Consider the following 14,653-nt stretch of genomic DNA (forward strand, 5'->3'; position numbering starts at 1 on the left):
TTCTATCCTCTAGTTCCTGGTCCAGGTCTTGACGGCGTCCATGTTCAGTTCGACTCCCAGGCCAGGTCCGGCGGGGAGGTGCAACTGGCCCTCGGAATACTTCAGGGGTTCCTGAAGCAACTCTTCACTGAAGAGCAGTGGGCCGAAAAGCTCTGTTCCGAAGTTGATTCCGGGCTCGGCGCACGCGAAGTGCAACGAAGCGGCGGTGCCGATCGGGCCTTCGATGGACGTCGCACCGTGGCACGCGATACCGGCGGCCTTGGCAATCGCGACGATGTCGCGGCTGCGCTGGAGGCCACCACATTTGGTGGTCTTGAGGGCGATGACATCGGCGGCGCTCCGGCGGGCGATTTCCAGAGCGTCGTGTGGGGTCTGCACACTCTCGTCGGCCATGATCGGAATCGGTAGAAGCCTACTGAGTTCGGCGAGGACCTCGATTTGGTCTGCCGGAGTGGGTTGTTCGATCAGTTCGACTCCACCCTCGGCGAGTTGCGGCAAGTACCGCAGGGCAGTGAAGCGATCCCACCGTGCGTTGACGTCGACACGGACTCCGGCGTGGCCTTCCAGCGCCTGCGCGATGCTGACGATGCGCGCGACGTCGACCGCCGGATCGAGTGCTCCCATTTTCAGTTTGAAGCTGAAATTGAGCCGGGATTCGAGCTTTTCGTGAGCTTCTTCGATGATCTCGTCCGCCGGCGCAGCACCCAGTGCCCACGTGACGTCGACACTCTCGCGGAAAGCCCCGCCGAGGAGCGTGTGCACGGGGACTCCCAGGCTACGCGCCCAGGCGTCGTGCAACGCCACGTCGACGGCGGCCTTCGCGAATCGTGCATTGGCAACAACTTTTTCGATGTCGGCCATGATCGCGGTGATGTGATCCACGCGCCTGCCGACCACCACGGGAGCGATGTACTTCTCGATGATGACCTGCATCGTCTCCACCGATTCGCCACCCCACCACGGCCCGCCCGGAACGACTCCTTCGCCGTATCCGATCACCCCGTCGGAGGTGCGAATCGCGACCAGCAACAACGGCTGCGCCGTCATCGACGTGGTGGCGAACTTGTGGGGGCGAACCAGCGGAACGTCGAGGATGGTCGTCTCGATGGAGACGATCGACAGGTCTGTCATCAAATCACTTTCTTCAGAGCAGTTGTGGATCAGGCCGGATCGAGCACGAAGTCGTATGTGACCCGGTTGGTTCCGTCGGCACCTGGCTTCGGATCGAGAATCAGTTCGGGCTTCGTCGCCGTTGCCACGTCGTTCTCGATCCACTCTCCATCCTTGAAATAGAGCTGGGTGGTGATGGTGCGCTTACCGGGAGCCTTCACCATGAGGTGCAGGTGAGCCGGACGCCACGGGTGCCAGCCGGCCTTCTCGATGAACCAGCCGGTGGGGCCGTCGGTCGGGATCTGGTACGGCGCAGGCTGAATCGTGGTGATCTCGAAGCGTCCCTCGTCGTCGGCGACGATCGTTCCGCGGAGATTGCCGTCGGGGATGTGCGGCGCGAAATGGGAGTAGTAGCCTTCGTCGTCCGCGTGCCAGAGTTCGACGGTTGCACCGCCCAACCCCTTGCCGTCGAGATCGCGAACCTGGCCCTCGAAGACCAGCTTCGATCCAACCTCGTTGTCACGCATCGGAAGTTCACACTTGGCAGGCAACGTCTTGGCATCGGCAACGTAGTACGGGCCCTCGATGCTTCCCTTGGTGCCGTGCTGGCCGCGGTACGCAACCTCCTCGACGTTGTGCTCGAGGAAGACGTCCAGCCACAGGGGCCACTCGCCGAACTGGCCGATGTCGATGAGCCACTGCTTGAGGACGCGGTACTCGGGGTAGGTGATGCCGTGCTTGTCGATGACGCCTGCGAGTGCCTCGAGCACGTCCTTGGCGATGGCCGAGACGCGTTCGGGCGGGGTGTCCGCGCTGACTCGTTCCTGGAGGAACTTGTCGGTGGCGGCAGTACCCGAACCTACTGCGGTGGGGCTCTCGGAAGTGGTCATGTGGTCCTCCTCGGGGCCGTATGTGGCTGTTACCGGGTGGGTGCCGTACTGCTGGGCTGCGTCGGCTCCCCAAGTTTGGGTTGTACGCTCTGCGTACCTCTGTTACGCTGTGCGTACGCTTGTACTGTGCGCCCAGTCACAAGGTTTGTCAACCTTCGAAGGCGTCGATCGGGCATACCCGCAGATGAAAGGCCATTCCGTGAGCGAGAACGATCGCGATTACATCCAGAGCATCGAGCGTGGATTTGCTGTGCTGACGGCCTTCGACGAGAAGAACCCCAACCCGTCGCTCGCCGATCTTGCCGCCGAAACGGGTCTCTCCCGCCCAGCGGTCCGGCGCATCCTCCTCACGCTGCAGAAGCTCGGATACGTCACCGGCAACAACAGTCGGTGGTCGCTCACCCCACGCGTTCTGAGCATCGGGCAGCACTTCTCGGCATCACATGCCTTGACGGAGGCGGCGCTCCCTCGCCTGTTGGAGATCGCAGAACACACCCACGAGTCGGCGTCGCTCGGGGTGCTCGACGGTGTCGACGTGGTCTACGCCGCGCGTGTACCCGTCCGGCGGATCATGAGCATCAACGTCAGCGTCGGCACCAGAGTGCCTGCATATGCCACCTCCATGGGTCGAGCCCTGCTAGCTTGGGCGCCAACCGAAATCGTCGACAACGTCATCGCGAACTCCACGTTCGACGCCCTCACGCCCACCACGATCACCGACGAAGGCGCATTCCATACCGCCCTCCGGGTGGTGCGCGAGCAGGGTTACGCACTCACGTCCGAGGAACTGGAAGACGGCCTGATTTCCCTCGCTGCTCCCGTCCGCGACGCCGGTGGAAGCGTCGTCGGAGTGACAGCGTGTTCGACCTCGGCCGGACGAACATCCCCGGAAGCTTTCCGCGCCGACGTCGCGCCTTTCCTCGTCGAAAAGGCGAACCAACTCAGCGCGGACATGGGGTACCGAAGCTAGCGCCTCAACACCTCGGAAGGCAGCAATCCGTACTTACGCCGAAACGACGACGCGAACCGTCCGGTGTGCGTGAAACCCCATCTCACAGCGACATCGGTGACCGTCGTCGAGTCGTCGGCATCCACCAGATCTGCATGGACCCGCTCGAGACGGATGTCGAGCAGGCATTCCGACGGACTCCGGCCCACGTACTGCCGAAATCCCTCCTGCAATCTCCGTACGCTGACGCCCGCCACCTCCGCCATCTCAGCTGCGGTCCACACGCGGGCCGGGTCGTCGTGCATCTCGTCGAGCACCCGCTTGACGATGCGTGGCCTGGCGTGTCGCACCGCGTCCTCGCTTTCGGGCATTGCGGCAAGGACGAATGCCGTGACCACGGCGCCGGAGAGCTGACCTGCCACCAGTTCGTTGTGCAGCACGCCGACCGGGCCGAGTATCTGATCCGACAGTGAGCGAACAAATTTCAGCCATCTGGCTCCGTCGTCGCCCCGAAGATCCACCTGATCAGGCAAGTGCATTCCGGGTCGACCGAGAACCTTTTCCATCTCACCGTCGAGGTACTGACGGTCCATCCGGACTCCGACGATCTCGCAGTCCGCACTCCACCGCGTAATTCTCGTCGTGATGTCGGGTGGACATACCGTCGCAACACCCTGCGTCGAGAGCACGTGCGAGCCCCCGAACACCGACTCGAGCTCGCCCGAGAGCGGGATGTTCACCCCATAGGCACCGGGATGATCGGATTCGACGGCGACGTCAGCTCCCCACCGAATATGAGCGATCCTCAGCGGTCCCAACTCGGTGGTGCACACCCCGACTCCACTGGCCGCATGCCGAGACAACGGCGTCAGCGTGTGCGGAAAGTAGGCGTCCGAAACCGCATGACACGCCTCGTCCCAGTCGCGGGGAGCTGTACCGATCATGGAGTCGACCATCGTCCTTCTTCACCTTCCAAACCCGTGACCAGCCACATTGCCGAGCAAGGGCGCTGAACATCATTGAACACTGTGTCCCCGGTCACTTCCAAGAGAAAACGGGTACGGGCCGCGATCGGGTGCGCAATCCGGATAGCCACCGCGCTGTACGGATCGACCGAAGCCTGCGCCCGCCGTACGTTCGTCTTCACTCCCGGCGCGAGTCGCCCACTACTTCCCTCCCGCACTTCGCGGCACTCTCACTCAACCGCCATCCGACAAGGAGGTCCGGTCATGGAACAAAATCAGCTTCGAGGAATCTTCGGTCAATTCGCGAGCGGCGTCACCGTCATCACCTGTACCAATGCCGACGGTCAACCACACGGAGCCACGGTCACCGCATTCACGGCCATTTCCCTGGAACCACGGCTGTGCCAGATCACGATGACTCGCAAGTCCAAGGCGTGCGGCTACCTCGGCAACGCGCCGTTTGCGGTCAACATCCTTGCCTCCGACCAAGTGGACACGGCCATGCATTTTGCCGGCCGACCGCAGCGCACCGAGCCGAGGTGGATCGACGGACCGACCGCTCCCCTGCTCGACGGCGCCGCAGCAACCATCTCGTGCGTCCCGTGGAGGGAGTACGACGGCGGTGACCACATCATCTTCATCGGCGAGATCGTCGACGCTCAGTCGAGTGGCAAGGATCCGCTTCTGTTCTACCGAAGCACTTTTCACGATCTAGGCGCTACCTCGTCGACCACAGTCTGGAACGGAAGTCAGGACGACCCCCACAGCGGCTGGTTCGACGCCACCACTTCGTTCACCCCGATTCATCTTCAGCCCGCACCCCAAACGATCTGAAAGGCTTTGCCATGACGACCACCGAAATTCCTCCCACCGGCGTCGATCCCGCAGATTCCGGAGCGCCACAGGTCAATCCGGCCGCCGATTGCGAAGCCAACCGCACGAAGAACTTCGCCACCCGACCGATGACCGGTGACGAGTACATCTCGAGCCTGCAGGACGGTCGCGAGATCTGGCTTCACGGTGATCGCGTCAAGGACGTCACGACGCACCCCGCGTTCCGGAATCCGATCCGCATGACCGCAAGGCTGTACGACGCTCTACATACGGGCGAGCACGTGGACGCCCTGACCGTTCCGACGGACACGGGCAACGGCGGCGTCACCATGCCGTTCTTCCGCACTCCGACGTCCTCGGCTGATCTGCTCAAGGAACGCGACGCCATCGCGACGTGGGCACGTATGACCTACGGCTGGATGGGCCGCTCCCCCGACTACAAGGCAAGTTTCCTGGGAACCCTCCACGCCAACAAGGAGTTGTACGCACCGTTCCAGGACAACGCCGAACGCTGGTACCGCGAATCGCAGGAGAAGGTTCTGTACTGGAACCACGCGATCATCAATCCCCCGGTGGATCGCCAACTTCCACCGGACGAAGTCGGCGACGTCTTCATGAAGGTGGAGAAGGAAACCGACGCAGGTTTGATCGTCAGCGGCGCCAAAGTGGTCGCCACCGGATCGGCGATCACGAACTACAACTTCATCGCTCACTACGGTCTGCCGATCAAGAAGAAGCAGTTCGCCCTGATCTGCACGGTACCGATGGACGCGCCGGGTGTGAAGCTGATCTGCCGCACCTCGTACACCGAACATGCTGCGGTGATGGGCAGTCCGTTCGATTATCCGCTGTCGAGTCGCATGGACGAGAACGACACCATCTTCGTCTTCGACAAGGTGTTGGTTCCGTGGGAAAACGTCTTCATGTACGGCGACGTCGACCGGATCAACGCATTCTTCCCTCAATCGGGCTTCCTGCCGCGCTTCACCTTTCAGGGCTGCACTCGCCTGGCCGTCAAACTCGACTTCATCGCCGGACTGTTGATGAAGGCACTCGAAGCCACCGGCGCCGGCGGCTTCCGCGGAGTCCAGACCCGTGTCGGTGAGGTGATCGGGTGGCGAAACCTCTTCTGGTCGTTGACCGAATCGATGGCACGCGATCCCGAACAGTGGGTCGGCGATTCGGTGATCCCGAAGCTCGAGTACGGCCTCACCTATCGAATGTTCATGATTCAGGGGTACCCGCGGATCAAGGAGATCATCGAACAGGACGTCGCGTCGGGCTTGATCTACCTGCCTTCGAGTTCACTCGACTTCAAGAGCCCGGACGTGCGTCCGTACCTCGACAAGTACGTTCGCGGTTCCGACGGCATCACCGCCGTCGACCGCGTGAAAGTCATGAAGGCGCTGTGGGATTCGATCGGGACCGAGTTCGGCGGCCGACACGAACTCTACGAGCGCAACTACTCCGGCAATCACGAGAACGTCAAAGCGGAACTGCTGTTCGCAGCCCAGAATCGTGGACACGCAAGTTCCATGAAGGGACTGGCCGAGCAGTGCCTGAGTGAATACGACCTCGACGGCTGGACGGTCCCTGACCTCATCGGCAACGACGACGTCTCGTTCTTCAAGAACCGGTAGCTCACGCGGTACGAATACTGCACCCTTGGTCAGGACTAGGCAATTGCCTAGTCCTGACCTGAGACACACGATGTCAAGGTGAATCAGCTGGAGTACGCCCATGACGGATATGTTTCTCGATTCGAAACCCAGAAACTACTGTGCGAGTTGGGTTGCGGGTGGCAAGCGACGTGCAGGATCGAGGGTTCAGCGGGCAGTCGGGAGTTCGACGGCGCCGTTTTCGAGGAGAACGTGTGCGTCGATCATCTGACCGCCCCGTTCGACGTAACCCATCAGGTTCGCTCCGGACCCCCAGCCGAGCAGTCGCTGTACCTCTTCGGAAAGATCAAGCAGTTTTTCACGCGGGATTGACAGGTATTGGTTCTCTTCCTGACGTAAGCAGGCGAGGTCGAATGCCATCGTCAAGCCGGTCCGTGGCGCCTCGGACGAGTTGTTACCACCGCCGTGGTACGTAGAACCGGTCCAGATGAGGGCAGCACCGGCCCGCATTACGGTCGGCGCCGCTTCGGCTTGTTTCGGGCCTCGTTGGTCGTCCCACCGATGGCTTCCGGGTATGACGAGGGTGCCGCCGTTTTCTGCTGTGAAATCGCTGACCGCCACCATGATCTGCAGTCGGCCCTCGCGTCCGTAGTCGGGGTGGCGCCACAGAAAGCTCGTGTCGTCTCGATGGAGACGCTGGGCACCCTGCCCTGGGTGGATTTCGATTGCCTGAGTGACACCGATCTGGATATCAGGCGTGATTTCGATCTGGTCGTCTCCGACCCAGACGGACAGGGGCACCTGAAGGATCTTCTTGGCGGCCCCGTAGTAGAGCGGGTGGAGCGCGATCTCGGGCATGAGGTCGATCCGACCGAACAGCCCTCCTGCTCTTCGCGTTTGGGTTCCGGCGAAGAATTCGTCTTCTCCGTAGCCGGTGCTTTCAAGGACGGGGCCAAGTTGGGCGCGCAGCTCGTCGAGCTGGGGGGTGTCGAGGAAATCTTCGACGATGACACCGCCGTCGCGGTGGATCACGTCGACGATCTCGTCGACTGTTGTTGTCGAGGGCAGGGCGGTGAGGTGATTGGCCATGGTTGTCATTGATGTCTCCTTAGATTGCGGATTGAGGGTTGGCGGAGAGTGTTTCGATTTGGGCGAAGATGCCCTTGTCCCCGTGCCCGGCTGCGCATGCACGTTGCAAGTTGTCGAGATTCGCCGTCATCAGAGCGGCGCGTTGGCCTGCTCGCTGCATCGATTGTTGCCAGGCTTCTACTGCGGCTGCGTATACGTTCAAGGTTGCCTGATCGGTCTCGTACTCTCCGGATTCGAACGCTTTGAGTGCTTCGTGAAGGAGTTCGAGAAGTTTGTCGGTCCACAGGTGCAAACTGTGGCGCATCTCCGCGATCGCGACGTCCTCGGACCGCACGTACGCTGCTGCTTCGTGGAAGGCACCGAGCGCGACGTTGAAGAATGCGCCTGCCATGGCCGCGTCGATCACGTTGGCGGCACCGGGACGGGCTCCGACATATCGTGATTGGGCGGCGATGGGTGTCAGAAGGCTCTGGACGTCCTCCCACACGTCCTCGTCTCCGGAATAGTTGATCCCTGAACTTTCGGTTCCGATGTCCTCCGGGTATGCAGCTATGGCTCCGTCGAGGTACCGAGCGCCTCGCCCTGCGATCCACTCGGCGAACTGGTTCGCTTCCTCCGGCGTACCGGTTGCGGTGTTGACGATGATTTTTCCGGCAATCGAATCTGCTTCTGTAACGACATCTTTGGCGATCTCGTAGTTCAGGAGACTGATGACGATTAGCGGGCTGGCCGCAATCGCAGATTGTGGAGATTCGGCGACTGTGGCTCCAGCCGCAGCGAGGGGTAACGCTCTGTCGGCGGTTCGATTCCACACCGTCACCTTTGTCCCGCTGCGTATGAGCGCCTGAGCGAGAGCTGTTCCCATCAAGCCGGTGCCGAGTATTGATACGTCCATGTTGTTCATCCTTTGCCTGTCGTCAGTGCACGGAAGTCGGACTTGCGGAATAGCCTGGTGCGCAACCAGTATTCGATTGTGCTGGCCGGCCACAGGGTGTCGATTCGACCGTCAGCGGATTGATACCAGCTGTCGCAGCCACCCGATGCCCATACAGTTCGGCGCATGCGTTCTTGGGTGGCGGCGTAGCTGCCTGTCTGGACGGTGCGATCGAGTTCGAGGGCAGAGATACTTTTTCGGCGCATGTACTGCACTGCCGAAGCGATGTATCTGGCTTGTGCTTCGATCATGAAGATGATCGAGTTGTGACCGAGACCGGTATTCGGGCCGTTGAGGAACCACAGGTTCGGGAACGCGGCGGATGCAAGCCCGAGCTTTGTTGCGGCGCCCTCGCGCCAACTGTCGGAGAGTTCGACTCCTTCGCGGCCGAATACTTTCATCGGTGCCAGGAAGCTGGTTGCCTGGAATCCGGTCGCGAAGATCAGGGTGTCGACTTCGTGTTCCGCTCCCTCTGAGTCAATGATCGAATGCGGGCGGATCTCGGAAACCCCCGAGGTGTTCAAGTGCACATTTTCCCGTTGCAGCGCGGGGTACCAGTCGTCGGATATCAAGCGACGTTTACAGCCGGGATCGTAATCTGGGGTGACCTTCTGCCTCAAGTCCGAATCCGGCACTTGCTGTTGAAGATTGGCGAGCGCCTGGGATCGGTACTGTTCGACGAGTTTGCGATTTCCGAGGAAGGCGCTGGCGAGCTTTTCGAATGCCCAGTAGGTCCGCCATCGCAGCCACCGTTGACGATAAGGACGCCGTGAGAATCTTTCGCGGGTGGCGGGCGACAGCGCGGCATCACCACGTGGCATGACCCAGTTGGGTGATCGCTGAAACACATGCAGGGTCTCGGTGTGCGGGGCGATTTCGGGGACGAACTGGATCGCACTGGCGCCGGAACCTATCACCGCGACACGCCTTCCCGACATGTCGAGGTCATGTCGCCACTTGGCGGAGTGGAATGCGGCACCCTCGAATGATTCCAGTCCGGGTAGCTGCGGGATGTACGGATTACTCAAGCCCCCTGAGCCGTTGACGACAACGGCCGCCGTCACTGATTCGCCGGATGCGAACTGGATGTTCCACCGGAGCCGGTCCTCGTCGAACCGCATTTCGGAGACCTCGACACCGAAGCGAATGTGCGGCAGCAAATCATACTGCGCAGCAACAGATCTGAGATAGTCGAGCAGTTCCGACCATGGCGGGAAGATACGGGTCCAGTTCGGGTTCTGAGCGAAGGAGTAGGAATACAACACGCTGGGCACATCGCAGGCTGCCCCTGGGTATGTGTTGTCGCGCCAGGTTCCGCCGACATCGTCGGCGCGTTCGTACAGGACGAAGTCGTCGATGCCCTTCTTCTTCAGTTCGATCGCCATGCACAGCCCGGAAAACCCGGTTCCGATGATCGCGATGTGGCCGTCGTTGACCCGTGATGACATGTGCTGTGCCTTTGTTCAGAGATGGATCCACGTCGACTTCGTCGACGTGAATTTGTCGAGTGCATGGATGCTCTTGTCCACACTGTGGCCTGAGAGTTTGCGACCGCCGAAGGGGACGGAGAGATCCCCTTCCTCGTAGCAGTTCACCCAGACAAGACCTGCGTCGATTTCGCGCGTGAGCCGGTGGGCTCGTGTGAGATTCGACGTCCACACCCCCGCTCCGAGACCGAACGGTGTGGCGTTAGCCAACCTGACGGCGTCAGCGTCGTCAGTGAAACGGGTGACTGCGAGGATCGGTCCGAAAACTTCTTCGATGAACAGGCGGTGCTCGGCCTGAACATCGGTGAACACGATCGGATCCAGGTACGCCCCCGAACCTGCTCGTTCCTGCAGCGAACCGTGGGCGAGCGTTGCGCCTTCTGTGTGAGCAGTTCTCGCGTGTTCGAGGACGTCCGCGCGATGCGCCCGACTCGCGACGGGCCCGATGTGGGTATCGGGATCGAAAGGGTCACCGACAGTGCAGCGCTTGATTTCCGAAACCACCTCGGCGACGAATTGATCCGCGATCGTTTCCTCGACCAACAAGCGAGCACCTGCAGTGCACATCTGTCCGGCGTTGAAGGTAATTGCCCACGCCACGGTGCGCGCTGCAACGGCGAGGTCCGGAGCATCGGCGAATACCAACTGTGGGCTCTTGCCGCCGAGTTCGAGATGAACGGGTTTCGCATTCGACTCACCCGCGTAGATCAGCAGCTGTTTGCCGACATCCGGTGATCCGGTGAAGGTGAGACAGTCGACGCCGTTGTGGCGAGCAAGGGCAGCTCCGGCCTGTCCACCGCTACCTGTGACAACTTGCAGCACGCCGTCGGGAAGTCCTGCAGCCGAACCCAGCTGAGCCAAGCGAAGCAAGGACAACGGTGACTGTGTAGCGGGCTTGATGACCATGCTGTTGCCTGCAAGCAACGCAGGGGCGATCTTCCAACTACTGAGAGTGAGTGGGAAGTTCCATGGGGTGATCGCCGCGACCACCCCCACCGGCTCACGGCTCACCAACGCGACCGCATCGATCAGGCCGCGTGGCGACTCGTCGTAGAGTTTGTCAGCCAGTTCTCCATACCAGCGGAAGGTGTTCTCGACGGCGCGCAGCTCGATATCACGTGCCACCTGGATCGGCTTACCCATCTCGAGTGTGATGAGCGCAGCGAGTTCGTCGCGGTGCTCGTAGACGAGCTCTGCCCACCGCTGCAGTACCGCACCACGCTCGTGCGCACTGATCCTCGCCCACCGGCCATCGAGAAACGCCGCGCGAGCACCTTCGACGGCTCTGTCGACGTCGGCGTGAGTGGCCAGCGGGACGCTGGTTACGACGGTGTCGTTATGCGGGGACAAGACATAGTGGCGCTCACTCCCGTCACCGTTGAACCATTGACCGTTCAGCCACATAGCCGATGGTGCTTCGATTGACGTCGCGAATCGTGTCCATTCCTCGCGGGTGTTCATGTGCGTTCCGTTTCCGAGTAGAGGGTCGGCATTTTTTCCGTTTCTGGGAGGAGCGGCTTGCCGGCATGAATCGGTGGGACGCGGCCTGCCCATGGGACGGCTTCCTCGAGTTGCGCGGCCACGGCAAGCAACAGATCGTCACGGCCGGGAGCTGCGGCGAGCTGCACTCCGATCGGCAGTCCGTCACACATTCCTGTGGGGATGGAGATAGCCGGTTGGCCCGTGACGTTGTAGATGGCAGTAAAGGGCGAGTACTTCGCCAAGGTGTCCACCCACTCGCCGGCGGTGATACCCCGCCGGTTGGAGTCGAGTTCGCCGACGTGCCAGGCGGTCGTCGGTGTGGTGGGCGTGAGAGTGAGGTCGAAGAATTCGAAGAAGCTCGCCGTGCCACGGGTCAGGTGATTCTGGTAGCGGCGGGCGCGGGCGATGTCCGCCCATTCCACGGTGAATCCGTGACGAACCATGGCGGCAGTCGAGCTCTCCAGCGAGGAGTACATGTCCTCGATGGCGCGTACTCCGGTCAGTGCGCGCATGGACTCTGCGATCGACGCAGACCAGAAAGTGAGATTGAGATCCCGAAACAGTTCGGGGTCAACATCTGGTGCCGCATTCTCGACGTGGCCGCCGAACTGTTCGAGCAAGCGCGCGATGCGCATCACCTCGGCTGTCACGGCGGGGTCCGCAGCGTGACGACTGCCGGGTGATTCGGTCGACACAGCGATCCGGAGGCCTTTCGGTCGCCGGCCGACTGCTCGGCTGTAGTGGCCGGGGCTTCGACGCGGCTGAAAGTACCGGTCCCCCGGTGCGCTGCCGTGCACTACGTCCATCAACGCGGCGGCGTCGCGAACTGTCCGGGTGACCGCGAACTCAGTCGTGAGGCCGAAGAGCGGTTCATCCGAATCCGGGCCGGGTGGAACGAGCCCGCGGGTCGGTTTGAGTCCCACCACCCCGCACAGTGCGGCAGGGATTCTTATGGATCCGCCGGCGTCGTTGGCGTGCGCCCACGGCAAGGCCCCGGCGGCAACGAGCGCCGCGGAGCCACCGCTGGATCCACCGGCGACCCGCTGTGGGTTCCAGGGGTTGCGGGTAGGACCGTTCACTGCCGATTCCGTCGTTGCGCTGAATCCGAATTCTGGTGTGGCAGTGCGACAGGTCACGGACAGTCCGGCAGCGCGCCACCTAGCCATCAGATCGGAGTCACGTGTGGCGATATAGCCTGCGGTTGCTGCGCTACCGTTCTCGTTCGCTATCCCCGCCGCAGTGCACAGGAGATCTTTGAGCGCGAACGGAACTCCGCTGAAAGGACCGGATGTGGAATACGTCGGTGGTGGGTCGAGTGGAGGACCGACGGTGGCACCGAGGTGCGTGTCGACGTGGGAGATTGCAGCTAGTGCGGCTTCGCGCACTTCAGCAGGGGTTACTTCTTTCCGGTCGAGTCGACATTTCAGATCCGTGGCGTCCATGTCCGAGTATTCATGCAACTCCATCGAGCACTTCCTTTCGCGCGAGAGCGACCTGGACCAACCATGCGAAGACGGGGTCCTTCCGGCGCCATTCCGGATGCCATTGGACGCCGACGATCGGTCTCCCGCGCATCTCCACCGCTTCGACGACACCGTCCGGAGCCCACCCGCTGGGAGTGAGGCCCGGGCCGAGCCGGTCCACTGCTTGGTGGTGCAAGGAGTTGACCTCTACGTGTGCGCCGTATATCTCGAACACCGTCGAATCAGTGGCGATCCGTACGGGGTGGGTCTCCTCGGCTATGCCCAGTCCTGGTGACTTGTGGTTGATGTCTATGGTCGGAAGATCAGGCACGAGCGTGCCTCCCAATGCCACATTCAGCATCTGCATCCCGCGACAGACACCCAGCAGTGGAGTACCGAGTTCTACTGCACCCGATATTAATTCGATCTCATACGCATCTCGACGCGGGTCACTGTCCGGGTCGGTGGGCGCGGCGTCGATACCCAGTGTTTCGGGGTGAACATCCTGCCCACCAGAGATGACTATTCCGTCGAGCCGCTCAATCAGGTCGATTCCGCTTGCCTCATAGGGAATTTGGACGACCAGGGCGCCTTCGGACGACAGCCGGGTGGGAAAATCAGAGTAGTGCATGTCGAACTCGAGAGGGCGGTACCGAGGTTCGACGGCCAGGCGTTCCGCGCTCGAGCGCCGACCGGTCACTCCGATCAATGGGCGACGCGCACGCTCAGGCGAATTCGACGACGACACGATTCACCCCTCCTTCACGAAGCGCTGCGATTCCTGTGTTGATCTCGCCGAAGGGGACTCGCAACGAGATCATCTCGTCGAGTTCGAGTCGGCCCTGGACGTACAGCTCGGCCAATCGCGGAATATCGGTCGGGAATTGGTTCGACCCGAGGAGGGAGCCTTGCAATCGCTTCTCCTGGAAAAACAATTCCGACGCTGTGATCCGCAGCGGCTCGTCATCAGGAACCATGCCGAGGACCGTGGCCACTCCGCCGGGAGCGAGCATCGAGAATGCCTGCTCGACAGTGACTCTGCGGCCGATCGCCTCGAATGAGTAGTCCACCCCACCCGGACACAACGCGCGTACGGCGTCGACTGGTTCGATCTCAGCCGCGTTCACTGACGCAGTCGCCCCGACTCGAAGAGCCTGATCGATACTTCGCTGGTCCACATCGATCGCGATGATCCGGGCCGCGCCGGCTAGCCGGGCGCCCTGAATTACCGAAAGCCCCACGCCTCCACAACCGATGACGGCAACCGACGACCCTGGTTCGATGCGAGCACTGTGCCAGACCGCCCCGACGCCAGTGATGGTGGCGCACCCGAGCAAACTCGCGCGATCGAGAGGTACCGAATCGTCGACGCGGACGACGCTGTTCTCGTGCACGAGCATCTGTTCGGCGAATCCACCGATGCCACCCATTCGTCCCACTGCGCGCCCGGCCTTGGTCGTCAACGCCGGCTGGGGCCGCGAGCGGAGGCGGGAATGATTGGAGCAGAGGGTGAGTCGACCTGCAATGCAGTATCGGCATCGGCCACAAAAAGCTGTCATGCACGTCACGACGTGGTCGCCAGGCGCTACAGCCGTGACGTCTGACCCAACCGATTCGACGATGCCCGATGCCTCGTGACCGAGCACCTCCGGAAGTTCTGTTCGCCAGAGCGCGTCCACGTAGTGCAGATCGGTATGACACAGCCCGACGGCTGCTGTACGTATGCGAACTTCTCGAGGTCCGGCCACGTCGATGTCGAGTTCTTCGAACTCGAGCCGACCAGGGGCAGCGTTCAGTATTGCTGCTTTCATCTTCAGACCTGTCCTCGTTG

13 protein-coding genes are annotated in these 14,653 nt (G+C 61.7%); 3 read left to right on the forward strand and 10 right to left on the reverse strand.

The features are described from left to right. Positions 1–9 precede the first annotated feature (9 nt). Both ACVZUB_RS26805 and catA read right to left on the reverse strand, forming a co-directional pair. Complete coding sequence (locus ACVZUB_RS26805) at positions 10–1,131, reverse strand: muconate/chloromuconate family cycloisomerase (protein ID WP_482627909.1); 1,122 nt, start codon at positions 1,129–1,131, stop codon at positions 10–12. 29 nt (positions 1,132–1,160) lie between these two features. Beyond that, the gene (catA, locus tag ACVZUB_RS26810; RefSeq protein ID WP_003940427.1) at positions 1,161–2,000 is read right to left on the reverse strand and encodes a catechol 1,2-dioxygenase; all 840 of its coding nucleotides are present in this window, start codon (positions 1,998–2,000) and stop codon (positions 1,161–1,163) included. 199 nt (positions 2,001–2,199) lie between these two features. On the opposite strand from catA, the gene ACVZUB_RS26815 reads away from it, so the two are divergent. Then, positions 2,200–2,970, forward strand: a complete 771-nt coding sequence (locus ACVZUB_RS26815) for an IclR family transcriptional regulator (RefSeq protein WP_003939932.1) — start codon at positions 2,200–2,202, stop codon at positions 2,968–2,970. Here ACVZUB_RS26815 and ACVZUB_RS26820 read toward each other — a convergent pair. Next, entirely contained in the window at positions 2,967–3,905 is a 939-nt protein-coding gene (locus ACVZUB_RS26820) for an AraC family transcriptional regulator (RefSeq protein ID WP_482627910.1), read from the reverse strand. The genes ACVZUB_RS26815 and ACVZUB_RS26820 overlap by 4 nt on opposite strands. A gap of 273 nt (positions 3,906–4,178) precedes the next feature. Here ACVZUB_RS26820 and ACVZUB_RS26825 point away from each other — a divergent pair, with 273 nt between their 5' ends. Then, positions 4,179–4,748, forward strand: coding sequence for a flavin reductase family protein (locus ACVZUB_RS26825; protein ID WP_007729773.1), 570 nt, complete (start codon positions 4,179–4,181; stop codon positions 4,746–4,748). Positions 4,749–4,759: 11 nt separating this feature from the next. After that, positions 4,760–6,388 (forward strand): 4-hydroxyphenylacetate 3-hydroxylase family protein, encoded by a 1,629-nt coding sequence (locus ACVZUB_RS26830; protein ID WP_003939685.1) that lies wholly within the window; start codon positions 4,760–4,762, stop codon positions 6,386–6,388. 186 nt (positions 6,389–6,574) lie between these two features. Here ACVZUB_RS26830 and ACVZUB_RS26835 read toward each other — a convergent pair whose 3' ends face one another. Genes ACVZUB_RS26835 through ACVZUB_RS26865 form a run of 7 tightly spaced genes read right to left on the reverse strand, consistent with a single transcriptional unit; the run spans position 6,575 to position 14,633 of the window. Next, on the reverse strand, positions 6,575–7,465 hold the full coding sequence (locus tag ACVZUB_RS26835; RefSeq protein WP_030536462.1) for a phytanoyl-CoA dioxygenase family protein: 891 nt from the start codon (positions 7,463–7,465) through the stop codon (positions 6,575–6,577). A gap of 10 nt (positions 7,466–7,475) precedes the next feature. Beyond that, on the reverse strand, positions 7,476–8,351 hold the full coding sequence (locus ACVZUB_RS26840) for an NAD(P)-dependent oxidoreductase (protein ID WP_020971038.1): 876 nt from the start codon (positions 8,349–8,351) through the stop codon (positions 7,476–7,478). Between the two features lie 5 nt (positions 8,352–8,356). Then, a complete protein-coding gene (locus ACVZUB_RS26845) occupies positions 8,357–9,838 on the reverse strand; it encodes a flavin-containing monooxygenase (RefSeq protein ID WP_029256439.1) in 1,482 nt (493 codons plus the stop codon). Positions 9,839–9,853: 15 nt separating this feature from the next. Beyond that, positions 9,854–11,338: an aldehyde dehydrogenase family protein gene (locus ACVZUB_RS26850; protein ID WP_030536461.1), complete on the reverse strand. Its 1,485-nt coding sequence runs from the start codon at positions 11,336–11,338 to the stop codon at positions 9,854–9,856. Next, positions 11,335–12,825 (reverse strand): amidase, encoded by a 1,491-nt coding sequence (locus ACVZUB_RS26855; RefSeq protein ID WP_064688363.1) that lies wholly within the window; start codon positions 12,823–12,825, stop codon positions 11,335–11,337. The genes ACVZUB_RS26850 and ACVZUB_RS26855 overlap by 4 nt, the downstream gene beginning before the upstream one ends. Beyond that, entirely contained in the window at positions 12,812–13,570 is a 759-nt protein-coding gene (locus tag ACVZUB_RS26860; RefSeq protein ID WP_244993401.1) for a gamma-glutamyl-gamma-aminobutyrate hydrolase family protein, read from the reverse strand. The genes ACVZUB_RS26855 and ACVZUB_RS26860 overlap by 14 nt, the downstream gene beginning before the upstream one ends. Beyond that, on the reverse strand, positions 13,548–14,633 hold the full coding sequence (locus tag ACVZUB_RS26865; RefSeq protein WP_019745639.1) for a Zn-dependent alcohol dehydrogenase: 1,086 nt from the start codon (positions 14,631–14,633) through the stop codon (positions 13,548–13,550). The genes ACVZUB_RS26860 and ACVZUB_RS26865 overlap by 23 nt, the downstream gene beginning before the upstream one ends. Between the last annotated feature and the right edge of the window lie 20 nt (positions 14,634–14,653).

The organism is Rhodococcus sp. OS5, assembly GCF_056837585.1.

Bases quoted from the DNA above. Each gene is read 5' to 3' on its own strand.
- ACVZUB_RS26820 (WP_482627910.1), bottom strand. From the start codon at position 3,905: ATGGTCGACTCCATGATCGGTACAGCTCCCCGCGACTGGGACGAGGCG.
- ACVZUB_RS26865 (WP_019745639.1), bottom strand. From the start codon at position 14,633: ATGAAAGCAGCAATACTGAACGCTGCCCCTGGTCGGCTCGAGTTCGAA.
- ACVZUB_RS26830 (WP_003939685.1), top strand. From the start codon at position 4,760: ATGACGACCACCGAAATTCCTCCCACCGGCGTCGATCCCGCAGATTCC.
- ACVZUB_RS26825 (WP_007729773.1), top strand. From the start codon at position 4,179: ATGGAACAAAATCAGCTTCGAGGAATCTTCGGTCAATTCGCGAGCGGC.
- ACVZUB_RS26840 (WP_020971038.1), bottom strand. From the start codon at position 8,351: ATGGACGTATCAATACTCGGCACCGGCTTGATGGGAACAGCTCTCGCT.
- catA (WP_003940427.1), bottom strand. From the start codon at position 2,000: ATGACCACTTCCGAGAGCCCCACCGCAGTAGGTTCGGGTACTGCCGCC.
- ACVZUB_RS26845 (WP_029256439.1), bottom strand. From the start codon at position 9,838: ATGTCATCACGGGTCAACGACGGCCACATCGCGATCATCGGAACCGGG.
- ACVZUB_RS26850 (WP_030536461.1), bottom strand. From the start codon at position 11,338: ATGAACACCCGCGAGGAATGGACACGATTCGCGACGTCAATCGAAGCA.
- ACVZUB_RS26805 (WP_482627909.1), bottom strand. From the start codon at position 1,131: ATGACAGACCTGTCGATCGTCTCCATCGAGACGACCATCCTCGACGTT.
- ACVZUB_RS26835 (WP_030536462.1), bottom strand. From the start codon at position 7,465: ATGACAACCATGGCCAATCACCTCACCGCCCTGCCCTCGACAACAACA.
- ACVZUB_RS26855 (WP_064688363.1), bottom strand. From the start codon at position 12,825: ATGGAGTTGCATGAATACTCGGACATGGACGCCACGGATCTGAAATGT.